At 62.5% G+C, this 20,523-nt stretch carries 16 protein-coding genes; 11 read left to right on the forward strand and 5 right to left on the reverse strand.

What is annotated here, in order from left to right:
* Window positions 1–602 precede the first annotated feature (602 nt).
* From AC5RWD_RS03260 to AC5RWD_RS03280, 5 genes are all read right to left on the reverse strand, one after another.
* Window positions 603–1,223, reverse strand: a complete 621-nt coding sequence (locus AC5RWD_RS03260; RefSeq protein ID WP_494018664.1) for an ECF transporter S component — start codon at window positions 1,221–1,223, stop codon at window positions 603–605.
* The gene (locus AC5RWD_RS03265; protein ID WP_494018665.1) at window positions 1,204–1,929 is read right to left on the reverse strand and encodes a dihydrolipoamide acetyltransferase family protein; all 726 of its coding nucleotides are present in this window, start codon (window positions 1,927–1,929) and stop codon (window positions 1,204–1,206) included. Before AC5RWD_RS03265 ends, AC5RWD_RS03260 begins: the two co-directional genes overlap by 20 nt.
* A 30-nt stretch (window positions 1,930–1,959) precedes the next feature.
* On the reverse strand, window positions 1,960–3,363 hold the full coding sequence (gene lpdA, locus AC5RWD_RS03270) for a dihydrolipoyl dehydrogenase (protein ID WP_494018666.1): 1,404 nt from the start codon (window positions 3,361–3,363) through the stop codon (window positions 1,960–1,962).
* 108 nt (window positions 3,364–3,471) lie between these two features.
* The gene (gene lipA / locus AC5RWD_RS03275; RefSeq protein ID WP_494018667.1) at window positions 3,472–4,431 is read right to left on the reverse strand and encodes a lipoyl synthase; all 960 of its coding nucleotides are present in this window, start codon (window positions 4,429–4,431) and stop codon (window positions 3,472–3,474) included.
* Between the two features lie 57 nt (window positions 4,432–4,488).
* Window positions 4,489–5,334, reverse strand: coding sequence for a serine hydrolase domain-containing protein (locus tag AC5RWD_RS03280; protein WP_494018668.1), 846 nt, complete (start codon window positions 5,332–5,334; stop codon window positions 4,489–4,491).
* 203 nt (window positions 5,335–5,537) lie between these two features.
* Here AC5RWD_RS03280 and AC5RWD_RS03285 point away from each other — a divergent pair, with 203 nt between their 5' ends.
* The 11 genes from AC5RWD_RS03285 to AC5RWD_RS03335 all read left to right on the forward strand — a co-directional run bounded on the left by AC5RWD_RS03285 (window position 5,538) and on the right by AC5RWD_RS03335 (window position 20,098).
* The gene (locus tag AC5RWD_RS03285; protein WP_494018669.1) at window positions 5,538–7,268 is read left to right on the forward strand and encodes a glycerol-3-phosphate dehydrogenase/oxidase; all 1,731 of its coding nucleotides are present in this window, start codon (window positions 5,538–5,540) and stop codon (window positions 7,266–7,268) included.
* A gap of 3 nt (window positions 7,269–7,271) precedes the next feature.
* Window positions 7,272–8,168: a class II fructose-bisphosphate aldolase gene (locus AC5RWD_RS03290; RefSeq protein WP_494018670.1), complete on the forward strand. Its 897-nt coding sequence runs from the start codon at window positions 7,272–7,274 to the stop codon at window positions 8,166–8,168.
* Window positions 8,168–10,255 (forward strand): alpha-ketoacid dehydrogenase subunit alpha/beta, encoded by a 2,088-nt coding sequence (locus tag AC5RWD_RS03295; RefSeq protein ID WP_494018671.1) that lies wholly within the window; start codon window positions 8,168–8,170, stop codon window positions 10,253–10,255. The genes AC5RWD_RS03290 and AC5RWD_RS03295 overlap by 1 nt, the downstream gene beginning before the upstream one ends.
* Before the next feature lie 4 nt (window positions 10,256–10,259).
* Window positions 10,260–10,517, forward strand: coding sequence for a biotin/lipoyl-containing protein (locus AC5RWD_RS03300; RefSeq protein ID WP_494018672.1), 258 nt, complete (start codon window positions 10,260–10,262; stop codon window positions 10,515–10,517).
* 79 nt (window positions 10,518–10,596) lie between these two features.
* The gene (locus tag AC5RWD_RS03305) at window positions 10,597–12,060 is read left to right on the forward strand and encodes an FGGY family carbohydrate kinase (RefSeq protein WP_494018673.1); all 1,464 of its coding nucleotides are present in this window, start codon (window positions 10,597–10,599) and stop codon (window positions 12,058–12,060) included.
* 85 nt (window positions 12,061–12,145) lie between these two features.
* A complete protein-coding gene (locus AC5RWD_RS03310; RefSeq protein ID WP_494018674.1) occupies window positions 12,146–13,108 on the forward strand; it encodes a sugar-binding transcriptional regulator in 963 nt (320 codons plus the stop codon).
* A gap of 504 nt (window positions 13,109–13,612) precedes the next feature.
* Window positions 13,613–14,989: a sugar ABC transporter substrate-binding protein gene (locus AC5RWD_RS03315; protein WP_494018675.1), complete on the forward strand. Its 1,377-nt coding sequence runs from the start codon at window positions 13,613–13,615 to the stop codon at window positions 14,987–14,989.
* 2 nt (window positions 14,990–14,991) lie between these two features.
* Complete coding sequence (locus AC5RWD_RS03320) at window positions 14,992–16,512, forward strand: sugar ABC transporter ATP-binding protein (RefSeq protein WP_494018676.1); 1,521 nt, start codon at window positions 14,992–14,994, stop codon at window positions 16,510–16,512.
* Window positions 16,513–16,530: 18 nt separating this feature from the next.
* Window positions 16,531–17,571: an ABC transporter permease gene (locus tag AC5RWD_RS03325; protein WP_494018677.1), complete on the forward strand. Its 1,041-nt coding sequence runs from the start codon at window positions 16,531–16,533 to the stop codon at window positions 17,569–17,571.
* Between the two features lie 78 nt (window positions 17,572–17,649).
* Window positions 17,650–19,212, forward strand: coding sequence for an FGGY-family carbohydrate kinase (locus tag AC5RWD_RS03330; protein ID WP_494018678.1), 1,563 nt, complete (start codon window positions 17,650–17,652; stop codon window positions 19,210–19,212).
* A gap of 118 nt (window positions 19,213–19,330) precedes the next feature.
* Window positions 19,331–20,098, forward strand: a complete 768-nt coding sequence (locus AC5RWD_RS03335; protein ID WP_494018679.1) for an SDR family oxidoreductase — start codon at window positions 19,331–19,333, stop codon at window positions 20,096–20,098.
* Window positions 20,099–20,523 lie beyond the last annotated feature (425 nt).

The raw sequence follows: 20,523 nt of genomic DNA on the forward strand, positions 1-20,523 counted from the left end.
CGGCCCTGCAGAAGGATCTGCGCACGTACGGATGGTGCATCTCTCGGACAGTCCTTCAAAGTGCAGTAGGGCGGCATACTATGCATGCCCCCTTTGGATCGGTCTTCCTGGCCCAACCTGATGCCGGTAGGTGGGTTGCGCTGCTGACGCAGAGCTCCTGCCCGCCTGTTGTATCGTCGCTTGGCGGCTTCCGTCCCTGGACGCGGGGAGTGACCGGAGAGCGTGGAGAAGGAGCGTGGAGCTCTCGTGCACTACTGGTTAGTGCAACTGCATCTCACAGTGTCGCCAAAGGCCAACAGATCGGGAACGGCCAGGAGGTCCCTGTAGTCGATTGGGAATTGGTGACATACACACGTCGGAGTTTTCCGCGGCGTTACCGTCCGTTCGGACCGGCTTCTAATGAATGCCATCAGAGAAAAGAAGATGTTCGTCATGACGTTCTTTCCTTTGAACTGCAGCTTGACCAGCCAGCTGTGGGTTGCAGGTATGGGTGATGCATTAGGCCCTCCCTACGTCGGTGGTCTGTCTCTGCTGGCGGACTTCGGTAGCCGGCATGGTCTGCCTAAACCAGGGGAAGTGCCTTCGCCCTTCCCCTGGCCGCTTCAGTTGAAGACGGGCTCTGTGGCTGCCCTGCGGGACGCGAAGGAGCTCAGCACGCCGGTCTTGGCCAGACCGCGGGTGGCGATCCAGGACAGCGCGCCGGCGATGATGGCGCCGGAGATGGCGGTGAAGATGATGTAAGCCAGCTTGTCCCCGGCGGCGTAGGCGATGTTCCAGCCCCACGGAGCGAACGAGTCGTTCAGGCCGCAGAACAGCCCGGCGCCGGCACCCGCCAGCAGCGAGACGGGCAGGTTGAACTTCTTGTACCGGAACGCGGCGAACACCAGCTCCGCACCCAGGCCCTGCAGCACGCCGGAGATCAGCACCGTGGTGCCGTACTGCGAACCCATGATCAGCTCGCCCGTGGCTGCCACCGTTTCGCAGAACAGCGCGGCACCGGGCTTGCGGATGATGAGCATGCCCAGCACCGCCGGGATCATCCAGCCGCCGGCGTACAGGCCGGTCAGCGGCGGGTAGACCGCGTTCAGCGGCGCGGAGATGAGGTTGGCGCCCTGGGACCAGGCCCAGAAAATCACACCACCGGCGACGGCGATCAGCGCCGCCACCACGATGTCGGCCACGCGCCAGGTGTTGCCGGACCTCTTAGGTGTTGCTGTTGTCATGATGGTCCTGCCGTTGTGGTGCGTATGGGGTGGGGATGGGCGCTTCGATGAGCTCTTTGAGCCGTTTGAGGAAGACTGCTCCCATGGACCCGTCCACTGCGCGGTGGTCGCATGTCAGAGTCAGCTCAGCGATGGGACGCCATTCGGCCTGACCATTAGCCATGACATAGCGCTGGCGTGTGGAGGCAACTGCGAGGATGGCTACTTGAGGGACATTGATGATGGCATCGAAGCGGTCGATACCGAGCATGCCAAGGTTTGAGATGGTGAAGGTCCCTGCGGAGATATCGGCCATCCCGAGCTTCCTGGCGCGGGCTTTTTCGACGATTTCACGTCGCCTATGGGCGATGTCGGGCAGGCTGAGGCTTGTCACTCCGTGGATGACGGGGACTGTCAGCCCGTGATCTGTTGCAACTGCGATGCCGATGTTGATGTCCTCGAAGGTGGTGACTCCTTCTTCGGAGTAGTGGGCGTTTAGCCCGGGATTCTCTTGCAAGGCGGTTGCCGCGGCGGAGATGAGCCGGTCGGTTACCGTTGACTGGGGTGAGACTGACTTCACCGTCAGTGCGTTGGTCATGTCGACTTCGACGGTGAGGTGAAACGCGGGTGCTTCCCACGCTGCGACCATTTGCTTCGCCGCCGCCCGCCGGATGCCCTTGAGGGGGACGGTGGTTCCCTGAAGAGTCTGGATTTCGTTCGTAGTCATGTGCTGATCTTTCGTGGTTCGGAACGTCGGTTAGATGTTGATGCTTTGGCCAGCCGCGCCATGGAGGGCTTCCTTGACTGCTTCGCTCAGGGTGGGGTGTGCGTGGACGTTGCGGGCCACTTGCGTGACGGTCAGGCCTTCCTGGCGGGCGAGGGTCAGTTCTGGCAGCAGCTCGGTCACGTCCGGCCCGATGAGGTGGGCGCCCAGCAGTTTTCCATCGCGGCCGTCGGTAAGTAGTTTTACGAAACCGCCCGGTTCGCCGACGGCGTGGGCCTTGGCGTTTGCCACGAACGGGAAGACTGTTTTCTTGACTTCGCTGCCCGCGGGAGAGGTCCCGTTTTCGGAGAATCCAAAGCTTGCGATTTGTGGGTTGGTGTAAGTGGCCCGGGGCATCATGAGGTAGTCGAGAGGATGAGTCGGTTCGCCGGCGAGAGCTTCTGCCGCGACCAGGGCCATCGCTTCAGCGGCGTGCGCGAGCATGAGCTTTGCTGTCACATCACCGATGGCGTAAATGTGCGGGACTTTGGTTCGCATCTGGTCATCGACGGCGATGGCTCCGCGGTCGGTAAGGGCTACGCCGGTGCTTTCCAGGCCGTAGCCGGTGACTCGTGGCGTGAATCCGGTTGCCTGGAGGAGTTTTTCGGCGCGGACAACCTCGACAGTACCGCCCTTGGTCAGCGTGACGGCGACCTCGTCGGGGTGCTCTTCAACGGCGGTGACCGCGGTGGCGGTACGTATGTTTATGCCGAGTTTCCGGTAGCGCTTGGTCAGTTCTTTTGACACGTCCGGGTCTTCGAGCGGAACGATTCGCTCGGCGAATTCGACCAGTGTCACCTGTACCCCGTAGCTGCTCATCACGTAGGCGAATTCAACGCCGATGGCACCGGCGCCGGCGATGACTATGCTTTTCGGCAGGGTGGATGAGAGGATCTGTTCCTTGTAGGTCACCACCCTGTCTGAGAGGGCGGTCCCGGGCAGCAAACGGGTTTCCGCGCCGACGGCGATGATGGCGTGGGCGAAGGTAATTTTTTGCCGCTCACCGTCTGCGAGTTCCAGCTCCATGCTGTTTGAGCCGGTGAAAGTTCCGCGTGCGTTGAACTCGGTGATGCCGTTCTTTTTCATGAGGTAGTGGATACCTTTGACGCGGCCGTCGGCGACTGACCTGCTGCGCTGGAAGGCGGCTTGGAAGTCGTAGGAGACCTCTCCTTCTACCTGTATGCCGTGTTCCTTGGCGTCATTTCTGAATGTCTGGACCAGCTGGGCGCTGTAGATCAGGGATTTGGAGGGCACGCATCCGATGTTCAGGCACACCCCTCCCCAGTACTGTTCTTCAACGATCGCGACCCGTTTGCCCAGCTGGGCGGCGCGGATCGCTGCCGTGTAGCCTCCTGGGCCGGCACCGACAACCAGGACATCGAACTGCTGCGGATTCATCTAAACCTCTTCATTTTTCTTTGGATGCTGTTCTTGAAATGCGGGCAGGGCCGCGTGTTCGTTTTGCCATTCGGCTCTTGCCCCTTGCTATTGGCCAGTTGGCGGCTGCTAACCCCTGATGTGGGCGAGCTCGTCGGGCAATTCACGGCCCTTTTTCGCCATGGCCTCGGCCCAGAGCCGTCCTGCCCGGTAGGAGGAGCGCACCAAGGGTCCGCTCATGACACCGAGAAAACCCATTTCCTCGGCTTCGGCCTTCAGGTCTACGAATTCCTGCGGTTTGACCCAGCGGGAGACGGGGTGGTGTTTCTGGCTGGGGCGCAGGTACTGGTTGATGGTGACGAGATCGCATCCGGCTTCGCGCAGGTCGCGCAGTGCCTCTGACACTTCCGCCCTCGTCTCGCCCATTCCAAGAATGAGGTTTGATTTGGTCACCATGCCCTTGTCGCTGCCCTGCCGGATGACATCGAGGGAGCGTTCATACCGGAATGCCGGGCGGATGGACTTGAATATCCTTGGCACGGTTTCGACGTTGTGGGCGAAGACCTCCGGCCGGGCGTCGATGACCAGCTGGATGAGGTCCTGGTGGCCGGTGAAGTCCGGGATCAGGATCTCGACGCCGGTTCCGGGGTTGAGGGCGTGGATCTGCCGGATGGTTTCAGCGTAGAGCCAGGCTCCTTCGTCGGGGAGGTCGTCGCGGGCGACTCCGGTGACGGTGGCGTACCGCAGTCCCATGGTGCGCACGGATTCGGCTACTTTGAGGGGTTCGGTCGGGTCCAGTGCTTCGGGCTTGCCGGTGTCGATCTGGCAGAAGTCGCATCTCCTGGTGCACTGTGCCCCGCCGATGAGGAAGGTTGCTTCTTTGTCTTCCCAGCATTCATAGATGTTGGGGCATCCGGCTTCTTCGCAGACCGTGTGGAGGCCTTCTTTTCGTACCAGGTTTTTCAGCCCGATGAACTCCGGCCCGGTTTTTACCTTGCTTCTGATCCATTCCGGTTTGCGTTCGACGGGTGTTTGGGAGTTGCGTGCTTCTACGCGCAGCATGCGCCGGCCCTCGGGTGCGATGGTCACGTTAGCGCTCCTAGCATGGTGGCTTCGAGTGGTCGCGGCCGACCGCGGGCGTCAGGGCTAGACATCGTTTGTCCGGGCGCCCGTGTCGGACTTGGCCGTTTGCGAGGTTTTTGCGTAGGCCCGGAGTACGGCGGTGGAAGTCTCCGGCCAGGCGACAGGAGCCCATTCCCCGAACTCGACGGTCGAAAGAGCCGTGCAGGCCAGACCGGCTTCCCGGTCCACCCACAGGAAGCTCCCCGCCATGCCGAAATGGCCAAAGGTCGCGGAGGAGTTCTCCGGGCTGGTCCAGTGTGGTGACTTATGTCCGCGTATTTCAGCTCCGGCGCCCCAGTCGTTCTCGGCGTGGTAGCCGAATCCGGGAAGAAACCCCGCCAGGCCCGGGTAAGCCAGCGAAGACAGCACATCGATCCTCGCCCGAGGAAACACCGACGGTTTCAGTAATTCCCAGGCCAGGCGTGCAGTATCTGCAATTGTGCCTTCGCCCCCTTTAGAGGGGGGACCGGTCAGTTTCGTCTCATGCATGCCCAAAGGCTCCAAGACCCGGATCCGCATCTCATCACGGAAGTCCTTTCCGGACTGGCTCGCGAGGTGGTTTGCGGCCAGGTCGATGCCGGTATTGGAGTAAATTCGCCGCGTCCCCGCCGGCGCCCGTACCTGCTCATCGGCAAAGCCCACCCCTGAGGCATGTGAGAGCAGGTGCAGGAGTGAGGACCCGGGCGGGCCGGCCTCGTCATCGAGTGAAACCACACCTTCATCCGCTGCCGAAAGCACGGTCAGGGCCGTGAGGAGTTTGGTGACCGAAGCCAGCGGGTACACCCGGCCCGCATCCCGGCAACCCAGGACGCCGTCCTCTCCCACGACGGCCAGAGACGGCTCACCGGGCCAGTTCTGCAGTTGTAACACGACCTCCGTGGCTAAGGCGGGGAACTCTGTGTCGTTTAGCGCCCTCATGGCACCCTTCCGAATTCATTGGTGGCAAATGTGAAAACCGGCCACGGGAGTTGCCGCGTCTTACGTTGACAGGCCTTCGTGATCTGGGTCATACTCTACCTATGAATCACATATGTGAGCAAGTGCACAATTGTGAGAATGAGGGATCCGAAGCATTGGCGCCGGTCGACATTCTCGTGATCGGCGGTGGTGTCAACGGCCTGGCAGTTGCCAGGGAAGCATCGTCCCGGGGATGGCTGACAGCGGTCGTCGACGCCGAAGATTTCGGGGCAGGAACCTCGGGAACGTCGAGCCGGCTGATCCACGGCGGCATCCGGTATCTGGAGAACCTGGAGTTTCATCTTGTGCGGGAGTCGCTGCGGGAGCGCGAACGGCTGCTGCAGACCGCACTGCACCTGGTGAGGCCCTTTCCCCTCCTGATTCCGTTTTACCGGCATAACCAGCGCTCGGGCTTCATGATGCGCCTGGGCATGTTCCTGTACGACGTGTTGTCCTTCGATAAGTCCACTCCGCTGCACAAATCACTGTCGAAGGCAGAGGTTGAAGTGCGGTACCCGGGGCTGGAATCAAATGACCTCTACGGAGCGGTCCTCTACTACGACGCCCAGGTCGCCAACGCAGAACGGCTCTGCGTTGAACAGGCTCTTGACGTCGCCCGTTTCGGCGGCCGGGTCCACAACCACCTGAAGGTAACGGGACTGAACGAGTCGGAAGGGGGCGTGATCGTTCAGCTCACCGACACCCTCACCGGCAAAAAGCTGGTTCAGCCGGCGAGGGTCGTGGTGAACGCGTCGGGACCGTGGGTGGATATGGTGCTGTCCGCTTCCGTGCACGAGAGCGCGCGGCTCATTGGCGGAACCAAGGGTTCACACATGACTGTCGGCCCCTTTCCCGGCGCCCCCACGACCGGGGTGCACTATGAGGCAGTCAGTGACGGCCGTGCAATCCTCGTGCTTCCATTACCCGACGGGAACTACCTCATCGGCTCCACGGACATCTTTTTCGAAGGTGATCCGGCCGAAGCCGTCATGACCGACGAGGAGATCGCCTATCTGCTCAAAGAAGTAAACACCTTGATACCGCAGGCCCGGCTCACGACCCGGTCCGTGCTGCACACAATATCGGGCGTCCGCCCGCTGCCTTACTCGCCCGACGCCACAACAGCTGCCCAGGTGAGCCGGAACCATCACGTCAGCGTCCACCCCACGATCAGGAACCTCTTCAGCATCAGCGGGGGAAAGCTGACCACTCACAGGGCGCTGGGGGAGATGGCCATGAACGTGGTGGAAAAGCACACGAAACCACGTTCCTCACGCGCACCCCGGCGCAGGATCCTTCCTTCGGGCCGATCCGGGACGAAGCACCTCAAATTGCCCGGGGCGCGCTGCGCGGACTGGGGGCAGTTCCAGAAGGACTTCCTGGAACACACCAGGCTGTCCGAGGGCACTGCACGGAGGCTGCTCGGACTCTACGGAGTCCGTGCCGCCAGGATCGAAGAACTTATCTGCGCAGATCCATCCCTTGGCACGCCGCTGCCGGACCATGAGAACGCGGTGGGCGCAGAAGTCGTGCTGGCGGTCCGTGAGGAGTTCGCCCGAACACTTACCGACATTGTCGCCCGCCGGATGCTGCTGTCCTGGTGTGACGATGCCGGGTTGCAGGCAATTGAAGCTGTCGCTGAAATCGCCGCCCGGGAACTGCAGTGGGACGACCAGCGCGTTCAGCAGGAGCTCGAGGCTTACCGCCAATGGATCCGCCACCGCAGACCGCGTGCCATGGAAGACCTCGCGACCATGCTGACCAACCTGGCCAAGTACCCATCACCTGTAACCATGCTGACCAACCTAGCCACCAACCCAACATCAACGAAGAAATCGGAGCAATAACTCATGTCACTCGTATCCCTTCCCGAACTGCTGGACCACGCTGGTAAGAACCGCTACGCAGTCGGATACTTCGAGTCCTGGGACATCTACAGCCTCGAAGCCACCATCGCCGCGGCCGAGGCAAGCCAGTCTCCGGTCATCATCGGAATCGGCGGCCTGTCCGCAAACCATGAATGGCTGCAGTCCGGCGGCATCGAGCTCTACGGGGCAGCCTGCCGCGCCCTTGCCGACAGGGCCAAAGTGCCGGTCGCCACGTTGTTCAACGAAGCCGACAGCTTCGCTGAAGCCGCAGGCGGGCTCGGCGCCGGCTTCAACTCGGTCATGATGCACACCCAGGGCTGGGACCAGGACAAGCTCATTGCGGACACCGCGGCGCTGGTCGCAGCCGCCCACGCCGTCAACGCCGCGGTCGAAGGCGAAATCGGCGCGCTGGCAGAAATCAAGGACGGTGTCCTTGACGCCGCAGGCGCCTCCTACACCACCCCGGAAGCTGCTGAACTTTTTGTCCGCGAAACCAAGGTGGACTGCCTCGCGGTGGCCGTAGGAAACGTCCACTTCGTCACCGGCGGCCACGTGCCCACGGTCCAGGTCGACCTCATCAAGGAAATCGGCAACACCGTCGATGTCCCCCTCGTTCTGCACGGCGGATCCGGCACCCCGGACGACCAGACCCGCCAGGCCGTCGAAGCAGGCATTACCAAGGTCAACGTCGGCACCAAGCTCAAGCACGTGTTCGGCCAGGCGCTCGTCGCCGAACTGAGCCGCCCGGTTGAGGACCCGAACATGGTCTTCGGTTCCCGGTTTGAAGGCGACGCCAACTCCCGCGCCGGAGTCGCGCTGCGCAAGGAAATCCAGCGGCTCATGGACGTCTTCGGCTCCACCGGTCAGGCCGGCCGCTAATGTCACAGCCCACAGACACCCTGCAAAAAGAAGTCCTGAGCGCGGAAGAGAGCCTGCATCTCCTTGAGGAGATGGTCCTCATCCGCCAATTCGAACAGACCGCGTACCTGCGCTACCTCCAGGGCGAAATCCCCGGAACACTGCACCAGTCACAGGGCCAGGAAGCCGTTGCCGTGGGCGTCTGCTCACTGCTGCGCACCGAAGACTGGATCACCTCCACGCACCGGCCCCACGGCCACGCCCTGGCGAAGGGCTTGGACCCGGCAGCCGGCATGGCAGAAATCTATGGCCGGGAGACCGGCTGCCTGGGCGGGCGCGGCGGATCGATGCACCTGGGCGACCCGGCCCTGGGCATCCTTCCCTCCATCGCCATCGTCGGCGGCGGCGTCACCATCGCCCCCGGTCTTGCACACGCCCTTAAGTACAAGGAAACGGACAACGTCGTCGTCTGTTTCTTTGGCGACGGAGCAGTCAACGAAGGCGCCTTCCACGAGGGCGTCAACTACGCTGCCGCGTTCAACCTCCCCGTGATCTTTGTCTGTGAAAACAACATGTACGGGGCCTCGACACCGTTCCACGAGACCACGCGGAACACCAACGTGGCCTCCAGGGGCGCCGCCTACGGCATTCCTTCCGAACAGGCCGACGGCATGGACATCCGGGCGGTCAGGGACGCAACCCAGCGTGCGCTCGAGACCGCGAGGAGCGGAAAGGGTCCGGTCCTGCTCGAGTTCCTCACCTACCGGTACGTGGGCCACAGCCGCGGCGACGCTCGGGGCTACCGGACCAAGGACGAAGAGGCCATCTGGGCAGCCAAGGATCCGATCAAGACCTTCGGGGCGGCCCTCGTGGAAGAGGGCATCGCCTCCGAGGACCAGGTGAAGGAAGCCACCGCCCGGGCGAAAAAGCGGATCGCAGAAGCGCTCAAGCACGCCCAGCAGGCGCCGTGGCCGGATCCTGTCACCGCGCTGGCTCCGAATATCATCTTCGGCAACCCGCCCCAGGACGTTGAAGGTGCCGGTCCGCTCGAGGAAAACCAGGACGAGGAACGGTACATCTCCATCGCCGATTCCATCAGGGAGACCCTGCACAGCGAACTCGGCACGGACCAGTCCCTGGTCCTGCTGGGCGAGGACGTGGGTGTCCCGGGCGGATTCGGCGGCGCGTTCGGTGTTTACCAGGGGCTGGCCGAGGAGTACGGCCGGCATCGCGTGATCGACACCCCGATCAGTGAGAAGGCCATCATCGGTGCCGCGATCGGCGCCGCGATCGGCGGGATGCGCACGGTGCCGGATCTGCAGTACGCGGACTTTGTCTTCGAGGCCATGGATGAGCTCGTCAATGAGGCCGCGAAGCAGCGCTACATGTCCAACGGAAAACTGACGATTCCGATGGTCCTGCGGTGCCCCGTCGGAGCATCACAGCGAGGGGCCCAGCACGCACAGTGCCCGGAGAGCTTCTTCATGCACGTGCCGGGGATCAAGGTCCTGTGCATCTCTGACCCGTACACGGCCAAGGGCGCCCTCACGGCCGCCATCCGGGACGAAGACCCTGTGCTGGTGTTCGAACACAAGCTGCTCTACGGGGCAAAGAAACGCCAGGAAGCCGGCTCCATCAACACCAGGGCCTACGTTCCGGAGGAGAACTTCGAACTGCCCGTCGGCCAGGCGCGCGTACGCCGCAGGGGCAAGGACGCGACCATCGTCGCGACCTTCACCGAACTGTACAAAGCCCTGGAACTTGCGGAGAAGCTGTCGGCCGAAGGCATCGAACTCGAGGTCATCGATCCCGTCTGGCTCTCCCCGTTCGACTGGACGACCGTGATGGACAGCGTCAAGCGCACGGGCCGGCTGGTCATCGCGCATGAAGCGCATCTGACCGGCGGTTGGGGAGCCGAAGTGAGCGCCCGGATCTCCGATGAGCTGTTTGCTGACCTCAAGGCACCTGTGCGCCGTGTGGCCAGCCGGGACATACCCATGCCGTTCTCACCGCCTCTGGAGGCCGCGGTCCTGCCGCTGGCGGAGCACATTGAGGCAGCGGTCCGGGACGTCCTGTCCGCGGACCACACCCGATCCGGAAAGGAGTAAGACCGTGGAAGCCATCGTCATGCCTGCCCTCGGGCAGACCAGTGAAGAAGCGTACATCCAGGAGTGGCTCGTCAAGGAGGGCGACGAAGTCGAAATGGGCCAGCCCCTGTTGAGCGTGGAAACAGACAAGGCCCAGCTTGAAGTCGAATGCGTGGCCGACGGCGTCCTGCTGAAGATCGTCTGCCCCGCGGACACCACCGTGAACGCGGGAACCGTCATCGCCTATATCGGTGAGCCCGGGGAATCCGTTCCCACCGAGTAGCACCCCGCAAGTACCGCGGTTCGCATCCCTGCTGATCTGGCAGGGATGCGAACCCCACTCACCCCCAGGAGACAGCCCCGTGGGTCAGCCCCAGGTTTTAGCCATCGACTGCGGAACCCAGTCTGTCCGCTGCCTCCTTTTCGACCCCGGGACCGGCGCATATGAGGTAGGGGCGTCGGAAAGGCTGACGCTGCTGGTCGAAGGGCCGCAGCAGATCGAGATCGATCCCCTTGAGCTCGTGGCCGCAACGGTTCGGGTACTGCGCGCAACCCTCGCCCGCTGCGAGGAAGTCCCACTGTGCATCGGGATCACGAACATGCGTGAGTCGGCCATCGCTTGGTCACGTCACACAGGTCTTCCCGTCCATAACGGGATCATGTGGATGTCCCAGCAAAGCCAGAACATTGTTGCCCGCTGGGATGAGGACGGGCTTGCGCCCCTGATCCGGGAACGAACAGGGTTAAGCAACCACACCTTCTTCTTCGGATCAAAAATAGCCTGGCTGCTCAGCGAAAGACCTGACCTGGCGGCTATGGCAAACACGGGCAAACTCGCCGTCGGAACCATCGATTCCTGGCTGCTGTATTCCCTCACGGGCGGAGCCGTGCACGCTACCGACGTCTCAAACGCCTCCCGCTACCAGCTCCTGAACCTTCACTCGCTTCACTGGGACGAGCAGCTGCCCGATGCGCTGGGCATCCCCCGGGCAGCCTTGCCCGACGTCCGGCCGACCGCCTCCCATTTTGGCCACACCGACCCGGAGATCACGGGCTTCCGCATACCAATCACCGGCATGATCGGAGACCAGCAGGCGTCGCTGCTCGGGCACGGCTGCGACCGCAAAGGAGAAGCCAAGGCAACGTTCGGCACCTCCTGCGTCGTCAGTGCAAACCTTGGCCAAAGCCCTTCAACCGCCGAGGGGCTCGTGACCTCGGTGGCCTGGTCCGCACACGGTGGCGGCGCGGTGTACGAGATGGAAGGCTCCGCCTTCCATTGCGGGTACACGATGTCCTGGCTGTCCAAGACGCTCTGCCTGCCTGCAACTGCCCACGCCGAGCTGGAACGGAGCGCTCTGCAAGCCAGCCGGCGGGTCTATCTGGTGCCCTCATTCACCGAACTCGGCGCGCCCCGGTGGCCGAAGGGATCCGGGGCGATTATCAGCGGTCTGCTGATGGACTCCGGTCCCGCAGACATTGTGCGGGCGGGAATCGAAAGCATGGCCTTCCAAGCCTTCGACCTTGTCAACGCAATCCCGGACCTGCTGAGCGGCAAACCGCTGTCCGTCGACGGGGGCGGTGCCGGCAACAACTATTTGTGCCAGCTGCTCGCTGACCTCACGTCAACAGCCATTGTCCGGCCGCCCAGCCGGGAATTGACGGCGCTGGGAGCCGCCCGCGTCGCCCTTAAAACGTTGGGGAGCGACCTCCCCACCGGCTCTGCGGTGTCAGGATCTCCGGACTACTTCCACCCCTCCGATCAACAGTCGTACGCCGCGGAGGGCTTTCTCCATTGGAAGGAGCTCATCGCCAGGAATCTCGGCTGACGGCTATGCAGCCTGGGTCCAGAACTGCGGCCGATACAATTAAAAACAGTTTCATTCGAGGCACACGGTGCCAGTAGGGAGCAGCATGGTAAGGCTAAGCGCTGAGAGGCTGGCGCACGCCGCGTTCCTGTACTACATCCAGGGTCTGTCCCAGATGGAGGTAGCCAAGCAGCTGGGCGTGACGCGCTCGAATGTTTCCCGCATGCTCACTGCCGCCAGGGAGCAATACATCGTCAAGTTTGAGATCGCTTACCCGCTGGACCGGGATCCGGCCATGGAGCAACGCCTCCTGACCAGATTCTCCAAAGACGGAGTCTCGGAAGTGGTCGTCGTGCCGGGACGCGACACCGGAGTCGGTGCCACCAGCCACGGACTGCTCGCTGTCGGCCAGGCCGGCGTCGGCTGGCTTGATAAGAACCTCAAGGACGGCCAGACTCTGGGCCTTTGTTGGGGCAGCACCGTGGAGGCAATGGTCGACAGCGCCCATTTCAACCGCCGTGTCGACGTCGAAGTCGTCCAGCTCGCAGGAGAACTCAGCATCGACTCCCGCTTCTCCGGCCACGACCTGGTGAGGAACCTTGCCGAAAAACTAGGCGGGCGGTACCGCTACTTCAACGCTCCGGCAACGACCCAGGACGCGGCAACTGCAGCAGCCCTCATGAAGACGGAACAGGTCGCAAACGCCCTCGCACTGGGAAGAACTTCGGATGTAGCCGTTCTGGGCATCGGCCAGTACGGCATGGACAGTTCCAACCTCTTCCTCCAGCGGGCCGGCGCATCGGACGACGAGATCCGTGAAGCGGTTGACCGCGGCGCCGTCGGGCAGATCTCCGGACGCTTCTACGACAACTCCGGAAAGCAGCTCGACCTCGCCATCAACCGGCGGATCATCTCACTGGACCTGGACGACCTTAGAGACATCGACACCGTAGTCGCTGTCGCCAGCGGACCCTTCAAAGCCGAAGCAGTCAGCGCCGCGATCAGGGGAGGACTCGTGAACGTCCTCATCGTTGACAGCACCCTCGGACAAGCCCTGGAAGCAGCCTAAACAGCCGGCACACCCTCCCACACCAGAGGTCCGGCCAAGGGCATACCTGCACGACTGCCCGCACCTTTAGGCGTTTACACTGCTGCCCGATCAAGGCACCCGCCCCTACCTGTGCCCCCGGCACTCTCCCTAAAGCCCGGAACCTTTCACCTACAGAAACATCGGTGGAGCCGACAGCAGGCTCCATCCTCATGTCCGAGCTGTCGCCACCACCCAGGATCTCAGACTGAACCTCCGGATCTGCGGCCTCCCTGGCGCGCACAGGCAGGCACCGCCGAGGCGATTCGCCCATTGAAAATCCGCACGATGCATTGCCTCCTGCACGCGGTCGGGGCCAGCTCCATTGACATATGTGACTCATGACACTAGCCTAGATCTCACATAAGTGATTCCATTCACAAATGTGATTTCGCTTTAGTCCCGATGAAACCCCAGCCCAAGGAGGGGCCGCGTTTCATGGCGACTGGATCCCGACAAACTTCTTATGAAACGTGAGTATCAACGATGAATCCACAGAACTTTGAAGACGGCACCAAGGCGCGGCTCCTTGCCCGCTTGAACCAGCAGACCGACGTCCGGCGCCGCCAGTTCCTCAAAGGCCTCGGCATGGGTGCGGTGGCTCTGGGAGCCGGCGGCGCCTTGGCTGGGTGCAGTGAGCCGCTGGGTTCGGGTGCCGGCGGCACCACGGCGGCAGGAGGGGCCGGGGGAGTCGCCCTCGCCTCAGTTCCCACGTTGACCAATGAGTACTTCACCATGTGGAAGGCCGGAGGCACTGAAGCAGCACAGGCCCTGGGTCTGACCTACCGGATGCAGAGCTATGAGGGCTCCGCCTCAGCGCAGATTGATCAGCTTCGCTCGGCCAAGGCGGCGGGGGCAACCCAGGTTGTGACCTTCCCGATCAACAATGATGCGGTGCGGCAGATGGGTGAGATCCTTGCCGGCCAGAACATCCACTTGGCGACCTCCTTCGCCGCGACGCCCTGGATGGTCCCGTCCGAACCCGGTTACAAGGACATGTACTCCACCCTGTTCACGCCGCGTGAAGTTCTGGGCCAGAAGGCGTTGAGTGAAGCGGTGTTCAAGGCTATCGGCGGCAAGGGAAACGTCGTGTACATTCAGGGCGCTCCGACGAACCGGACGTCCAACGCCCGGGAGAAGGGCTTCGACATGGCCGTCGCGAACTTCCCGGGGATCAACGTGCTGGCAAAGCAGGACGGCAAGGAAACCGGTCAGGACACCCGCCCCGTCGTCCAAACGATGCTTTCCCGCTTCAACAACATCGATGCCATCATCTGCCACAACTCCTCGGAGGCGCTGGGCGCGGTATCCGTCCTCGAGGAAAAGGGCAACGACCACATCAAGGTGGGCGGGACGGATGAACAGATCGCGATCCTGGACAAGCTGATCCAGGGACCGAACGTCGTGGCGGTGCAGTCCATTTTTGGAACGTGGTTGGGCGGGTACATGATCGTCCGCAACTATGACCTGGCGAACGGCGTCGAGCTGGATCCGGTCGAGCGGATGATCTTCCAGGACTCCCTGATCATCGATACGAAGGAATCCGCCCAGGAGTATAAGAAGATCGCCACGTCTCCGACGACAGGCTTCGACTGGAAAAAGATGTCCCGCCACCTGCACCCGGATGACTGGGACACGCAGGTAGCTCTGGCTCCGGTGGATCCGGTCAAGTTCTTCACGGAAGATCTCGACGCCCCTCAGCCCGCGGGGTTTAAGTTCCCCGACGCGCTGAAAGCCTCGCTCGACGCCGGGGGAGTGAAGAAGTTCACGGATCTGTACAAGCAGCACACACAGAACAACCCCTACGCCACAGCCGTCAAGCTCACCACCACGGGAGCTACAGTCTTCGGAACGAAGTTCTAATAATGGCGACGAACAACTCCTTGCTGGAGATCAGAGACCTCACCAAGGCATTCAAGGGAGTCAAGGCACTGGACTCGGTGTCCTTTGACCTTCGGCTTGGCGAAGTCGTCGGTCTCGCCGGGCACAACGGCGCCGGCAAATCCACACTGCTGAACATTCTGTCGGGCGTTTTCACAGCCGATTCCGGATCGATGTCCCTTGCAGGCGAGAACTACAGGCCGACGTCATATTCAGGGGCGACCGAAGCAGGTGTGTTCCGCATCTATCAAGAGCTGTCCGTCATCGACAACCTCACCGTCGCGGAAAACCTCACGCTGGGCACGGAGAAATACATCCGGAAATTTGGCCTGCTCACCCCGAAGCGTACGACGGCGACGGCGGCTGATTTCCTGGACGACGTCGGACTCGGAGACCTCGACGCCAAGAAGCGCGTCGAGCAGCTGACTATGGCCGAACGGCAGCTCGTCGAAATCGCCAAGGCGCTCTACATGGCAAGGCTGGCAAAGATCGAAAAGCCTGTCTTGCTGCTGGATGAACCGACCAGCGGCCTCACCCAGACCCAGGTCGACTTCCTCGAGGGCCATATCAACAAGCTCCGCAGCCAGATGGGGATCGTCCTCACAACCCACCGGGGCAGCGAGCTTCTGGAATGGAGCGACAGGGTGGTGGTTCTGCGCGACGGGCGGGTGGTCGGGGAACCGGATCCGCGCACGACATCAGCGGAGGAACTTGGCCAGCTCATGGTCGGCGAAGCGGAGGTCACCCGGCACGCCCGCAGGGATGCCCGCACCGAACAGGGAAAGCCGGTGCTGGAGCTCCGGGACCTCGTTCTGCCCAGCCTGGCAGAACCCGTGAACCTGGTTCTGCAACCGGGGGAGGTCGTTGCACTCATCGGAGAATCCGAGGAAAAGACACAGATCGCCCGGTGCATTTCGGGGCTGCTGAAACCATCATCCGGTGAAGTCCTGGTTAACGGGACAAAGGTTCCGCCAGCCGTCAAGGGCGCCCTTGAGGCTGGCGTGAGGTTTGTTCCCGCGGACCGGGGAGGGGAGGGGCTCTCGCTCCTTCACTCCGTTCAGGACAATCTGGCCCTGGGTGCCATGGCTGCCGAGCGCCGCCAGGACCTTGCCCGCAAACCAAAGGCTGAGAAGGCCTTCGCCCAAGACCTCGTTTCCAAATACGGGGTGAAGATTGCCGGCCTGGAACAGGCCTCCGGTTCCCTGTCCGGCGGCAATCAGCAAAAGCTCCTTGTGGCCCGTGCCATGTCCGACGCGGCGCAGGTCATCGTGTTGGACAAACCGACGCGCGGCATCGACGTCCACGCAAAATCCGAGATTTTCCGCCTCATCCTGGAAGCGTCGGACCGCGGTGTTTCCGTCCTCGTCGCCAGCGACGAACCGGAAGAACTTATGCCGATCTGCGACCGGCTTATCGCCTTCCGCAATGGAAAGGTCAGCGCAGAATTCAATTGCCGGTCCGGAGCAGAACCCACGCTGACCGAACTTGCAGCAGCAACCTCTTAGTTTCAAGGGAGAATCAACATGAGTTCAGAACCACTGGCAGCCCCAAAGCCGCCCGCCAGCACCGGCAGCCCGCGAAAAGGACCCGCCCCCGGGCTAAACGGCCCGAAGGCCATGTCCGCCTACATGAACCGTGACCGGCTGCAGACACTTCTGCTGTTCGCGGCCCTGCTCATCCTGCCGATCGTCTTTGCCTCCATGAATCCGCAGTACCTCTCACCGGGCAACCTCGACAGCATGATGCGCCAAGCCTCCGTGCTGCTCCTCGTCGTCGCTGCCGGAACCGCTCCGATCCTCCTGGGATCCATTGACTTGTCGGTCGGCGCGATAGTGTCCCTGTGCGCGGTGTCGGCTGCACTGCTGGCCCAGTCCATGGGACAGGCAGCCGTGTTCCTCGTGCTGCCGCTTGGGCTGCTCATCGGACTGTTCAATGGTGTGATCTGCTCCTACATCAAGCTCCCCTCATTCCTCGTGACATTGGGAACGTCCTTCGCCTTTGGCGGCATCGCCCTCCTGCTGTCCGGAGGCTTTCCCGTCCAGCTGATCAGCGGTCCCCTTAACGCTGCCTTCCAGCGCAGCCTCTTCGGTATCTTCCCCCTGCCCCTGGTGTACGCCGTCATCCTCTGGCTGTTGCTGATCGTCTTCCTCAGGCGCACCGCAACCGGCCGCTTCATTTACGCAATCGGCGGGAACGAACGCGCCGCGAAAGTATGCGGCGTTAATGTCCCCTGGGTAAAGTCTCTGGCCTTCGCCGCCAGCGGCCTGTGCTGTGCCCTGGCCGGGGTGCTCGTACTCTTCTCGACCACCGCTGCCACCCCTGATATCGGGAACTCCTTCCTCCTGCCCTCCATCGCCGCTATCGTCATGGGCGGCACTCCGCTCTCAGGCGGGCAGGGCGGTGCGGCACGAGGCCTCATCGGCACTCTGATCCTGGTCGAGCTCACCAACGGAATGCTGATCATCGGCCTGCCGCCCGCGGCGCAGCAGATCGTCCAGGGACTCGTGGTCATCCTCGCGGTTCTGTTGACCTTCGACCGCCGCGGAGTGTCAGTAGTTAAATAGCGCCACCGCAGGCCCGATTACACTACAGCGACGGGTCCAATGCACGCTCACGCTGTACCGCAACTAGGAGAAAATCAGATGGCCACTCGGCTACTTGGGATAGATTTCGGCACAGGCGGCGCCAAAGCCTGTATCATCGATGATCAGGGCGAAGTCCTCGCGTACGCGTTCCGTGAATACCCCATCTTCCACCCCCGTCCGGGGTGGTCAGAACACGACCCGGAGACCTACTGGCGCGTGACGTGCGAGATGATTCAGCAGGTGCTGCGGGACACCCAGTGCCTTCCCCAGGAAATCGCGGGAATCGCCGTGTCCAGCGCGTTGCCCTCAATGGTGCTGGTGGATTCCCAGGGCCGCCCCGTGGCCCCTGCCATGAATCTCATGGACCGCCGTGCCCTGGAAGAAGTCAACGTCATCAGGAACGTGGTCGGGGAGTCCGTTATCGAAGACGTGACGGCCAACCGCATCGAGGACCACCCCAACCTGGTCAACCTGTTCTGGTATCAGCGGAACAAGCCGCAGATCTATGACAAGGTCTACAAGGCCCTGACCATCGACGGCTTCATCGTGTCCCGGCTCACGGGTGAGTTCACACTCAACACCAGCTCCGCCGTTTTCTTCGGAGTAGCCTTCGACATCCGCAAGGGCGTGTTCCACAACGAGATCCTGGAAAAGCTCCAAATCGACCCGGAAATCCTGCCGCGCCTTTGCGACAGCACCGACGTCGTGGGAAGCATCACGGTGGAGGCGGCGGGGGCCACCGGCCTCCACGCCGGCACCCGCGTCGTCGGGGGACAGGTCGACTGCAATGCCGGCTGGATCGCCGGCGGAGCGGTCGAACCCGGTGATATGCAGCTGAACCTCGGGACGAGCGGCGTCCTCGGGGTCGTGCACCAGAACATGGACTACCTCAGCTCCCCGGACGGTCTGCGGATGGTCAACATCCCCTACACCACGTCGCCACGGGACACCTTTTCAGCAGTGGCGGTCACCACCACCGGCGGCCAGGCCCTCCGGTACCTCCGCGACACCTTCGGTGAAGGCGAGGCTGACGTTGAACGGCTGCTAAAGGTCAGTTCCTACGACCTGATCACGCTTCAGGCCCGTGACGTGCCCCCAGGCAGCGAAGGACTCCTGGTGCTGCCCTACCTGATGGGTGAACGTTCTCCGATCTGGGACACGTCCGCGCGCGCAGTCATGTTCGGGCTCTCACTCCATCATCACCGAGGCCACGTGTTCCGGGCCTTCATGGAAGGCGTCGCATATGCACTCTTCGACTCATTCTCGGTGCTCCAGCGAACCGGACTGAAGATCAACCACCCCCTCATCTTCAACGAGGGCGGGGCGAAAAGCGAGGTTTGGCGCCGAATCATCACCGATGTCTTCGGCATCCCTACGGCAATGCTGAAGGGCCGCACCGGCGCACCCCTTGGAGACGCCATTCTGGCCGGCGTCGGCGTGGGCGTGTTCGACGACTTCAGCGTCGCGAAGGAATGGTGCACGTATCGCGAGCATCTTGAGCCTGACCAGAAGAACCACGAGATGTACATGGAGTATTTCCAGCTGTACAAGGACATCTACGCCAACGTCCAGGGCAACTTCCAAGACCTCCAATCAATCGTCCGCCGCCACCAAAACTGACCGGCACCGACTTATCTTCGCCCTGCAGCCAGTCACCAGTCTCTACCGGACCGGCAACGGTCCGTCACCACACCGTCCCACCCGGGACACCCCGACGCCTTCAACGAGGAGAACCACAGTGAGTGCCCCAAAGTTCACGCTGGAAAACAAGACCGCCGTCGTCACCGGAGCAAGCAGCGGCATCGGCCGGGCCATCGCCGTGACCATCGCTGAACTGGGAGCCGCGGTAGGCTGCGTCGACCTGCCCGGCAGCGACCTGGAAGGCGTCACCGCCGAGATCAAGAACTCCGGAGGCCGCGCCGCGTACTTCGCGGCCGACGTCACCCAGCCCCAGGACATGATCAATGCCGTAGCCAGCATTGAACAGGAACTGGGCGCAATTTCCCTGGCAGTCAACGCCGCAGGCATCGCCAACGCAGCCCCTGCCGAGAATATGCCCTTGGTTCAATGGCAGAAGGTTCTGGACGTCGACCTCACCGGCGTTTTCCTGTCCTGCCAGGCAGAAGGCACCGCCATGCTCCGCAACGGCGGCGGATCTATCGTCAACATCGCCTCGATGTCAGCCACCATCGCCAACAGAGGACTGCTCCAGGCCCACTACAACACCGCCAAGGCGGGCGTCGTCCACCTGGGCAAGAGTCTGGCCTGGGAGTGGGCCGCACGTGGCATCCGCGTCAACAGCGTCAGCCCCGGATACACCAACACGCCCATGACCAAGCGCCCCGAACAGGCCAGCGCCATGGCCGGCTACGCCCAAGACACCCCCATGGGCAGAAACGCCGAACCCGAAGACATCGCCGGGCCCGTAGCCTTCCTCCTCAGCGACGCGGCATCCTTTGTGACAGGAGTCGACCTGCTGGTCGACGGTGGCTTCGTCATATGGTGACCGCTTTCGGAGGCTAAATACCTCCTCGCGCGCGCGGTGCAGAGACTGTCCGACAGGGCAAAGCATGACCGGTGCAGCCGTTCTATCCTCAGACTGGCTTCCCAAAGGCACCCCCCAGGGATCACCGGCGCCCGCCTCACAAAATCAGCCACATTTTCCGTACTGCACCGCCACCGGTGGGACACTACGGGCATTCGTGTATATCGCGGGGGCGCGGGGAAGACTGAACGAGAGCACCGGAAAATGAGGGTGACGTCCATGGTGGGTTGCACGGCGCCCACACCGAAGGGGTCTGCCTTGGCAAGGCCGCTGTGACGCTTCTGCGGTCTGTGTCTGAGGGCCTTCCAACCTGAGATGAGCCCCGATATGGCAGTTGGCCCCTCCCAGACGCCGAGCGACTCACCGCAGCGCTGGCCGGCAGGAGG

It is taken from the genome of Arthrobacter sp. CMU6 (genome assembly GCF_059090205.1).

What these genes read in the sequence shown, in the direction of transcription:
- AC5RWD_RS03260 (WP_494018664.1), bottom strand. Translation starts at nt 1,223, where the DNA reads ATGACAACAGCAACACCTAAGAGGTCCGGCAACACCTGGCGCGTGGCC.
- AC5RWD_RS03265 (WP_494018665.1), bottom strand. Translation starts at nt 1,929, where the DNA reads ATGACTACGAACGAAATCCAGACTCTTCAGGGAACCACCGTCCCCCTC.
- lpdA (WP_494018666.1), bottom strand. Translation starts at nt 3,363, where the DNA reads ATGAATCCGCAGCAGTTCGATGTCCTGGTTGTCGGTGCCGGCCCAGGA.
- AC5RWD_RS03290 (WP_494018670.1), top strand. Translation starts at nt 7,272, where the DNA reads ATGTCACTCGTATCCCTTCCCGAACTGCTGGACCACGCTGGTAAGAAC.
- AC5RWD_RS03295 (WP_494018671.1), top strand. Translation starts at nt 8,168, where the DNA reads ATGTCACAGCCCACAGACACCCTGCAAAAAGAAGTCCTGAGCGCGGAA.
- AC5RWD_RS03310 (WP_494018674.1), top strand. Translation starts at nt 12,146, where the DNA reads ATGGTAAGGCTAAGCGCTGAGAGGCTGGCGCACGCCGCGTTCCTGTAC.
- AC5RWD_RS03315 (WP_494018675.1), top strand. Translation starts at nt 13,613, where the DNA reads ATGAATCCACAGAACTTTGAAGACGGCACCAAGGCGCGGCTCCTTGCC.
- AC5RWD_RS03320 (WP_494018676.1), top strand. Translation starts at nt 14,992, where the DNA reads ATGGCGACGAACAACTCCTTGCTGGAGATCAGAGACCTCACCAAGGCA.
- AC5RWD_RS03325 (WP_494018677.1), top strand. Translation starts at nt 16,531, where the DNA reads ATGAGTTCAGAACCACTGGCAGCCCCAAAGCCGCCCGCCAGCACCGGC.
- AC5RWD_RS03330 (WP_494018678.1), top strand. Translation starts at nt 17,650, where the DNA reads ATGGCCACTCGGCTACTTGGGATAGATTTCGGCACAGGCGGCGCCAAA.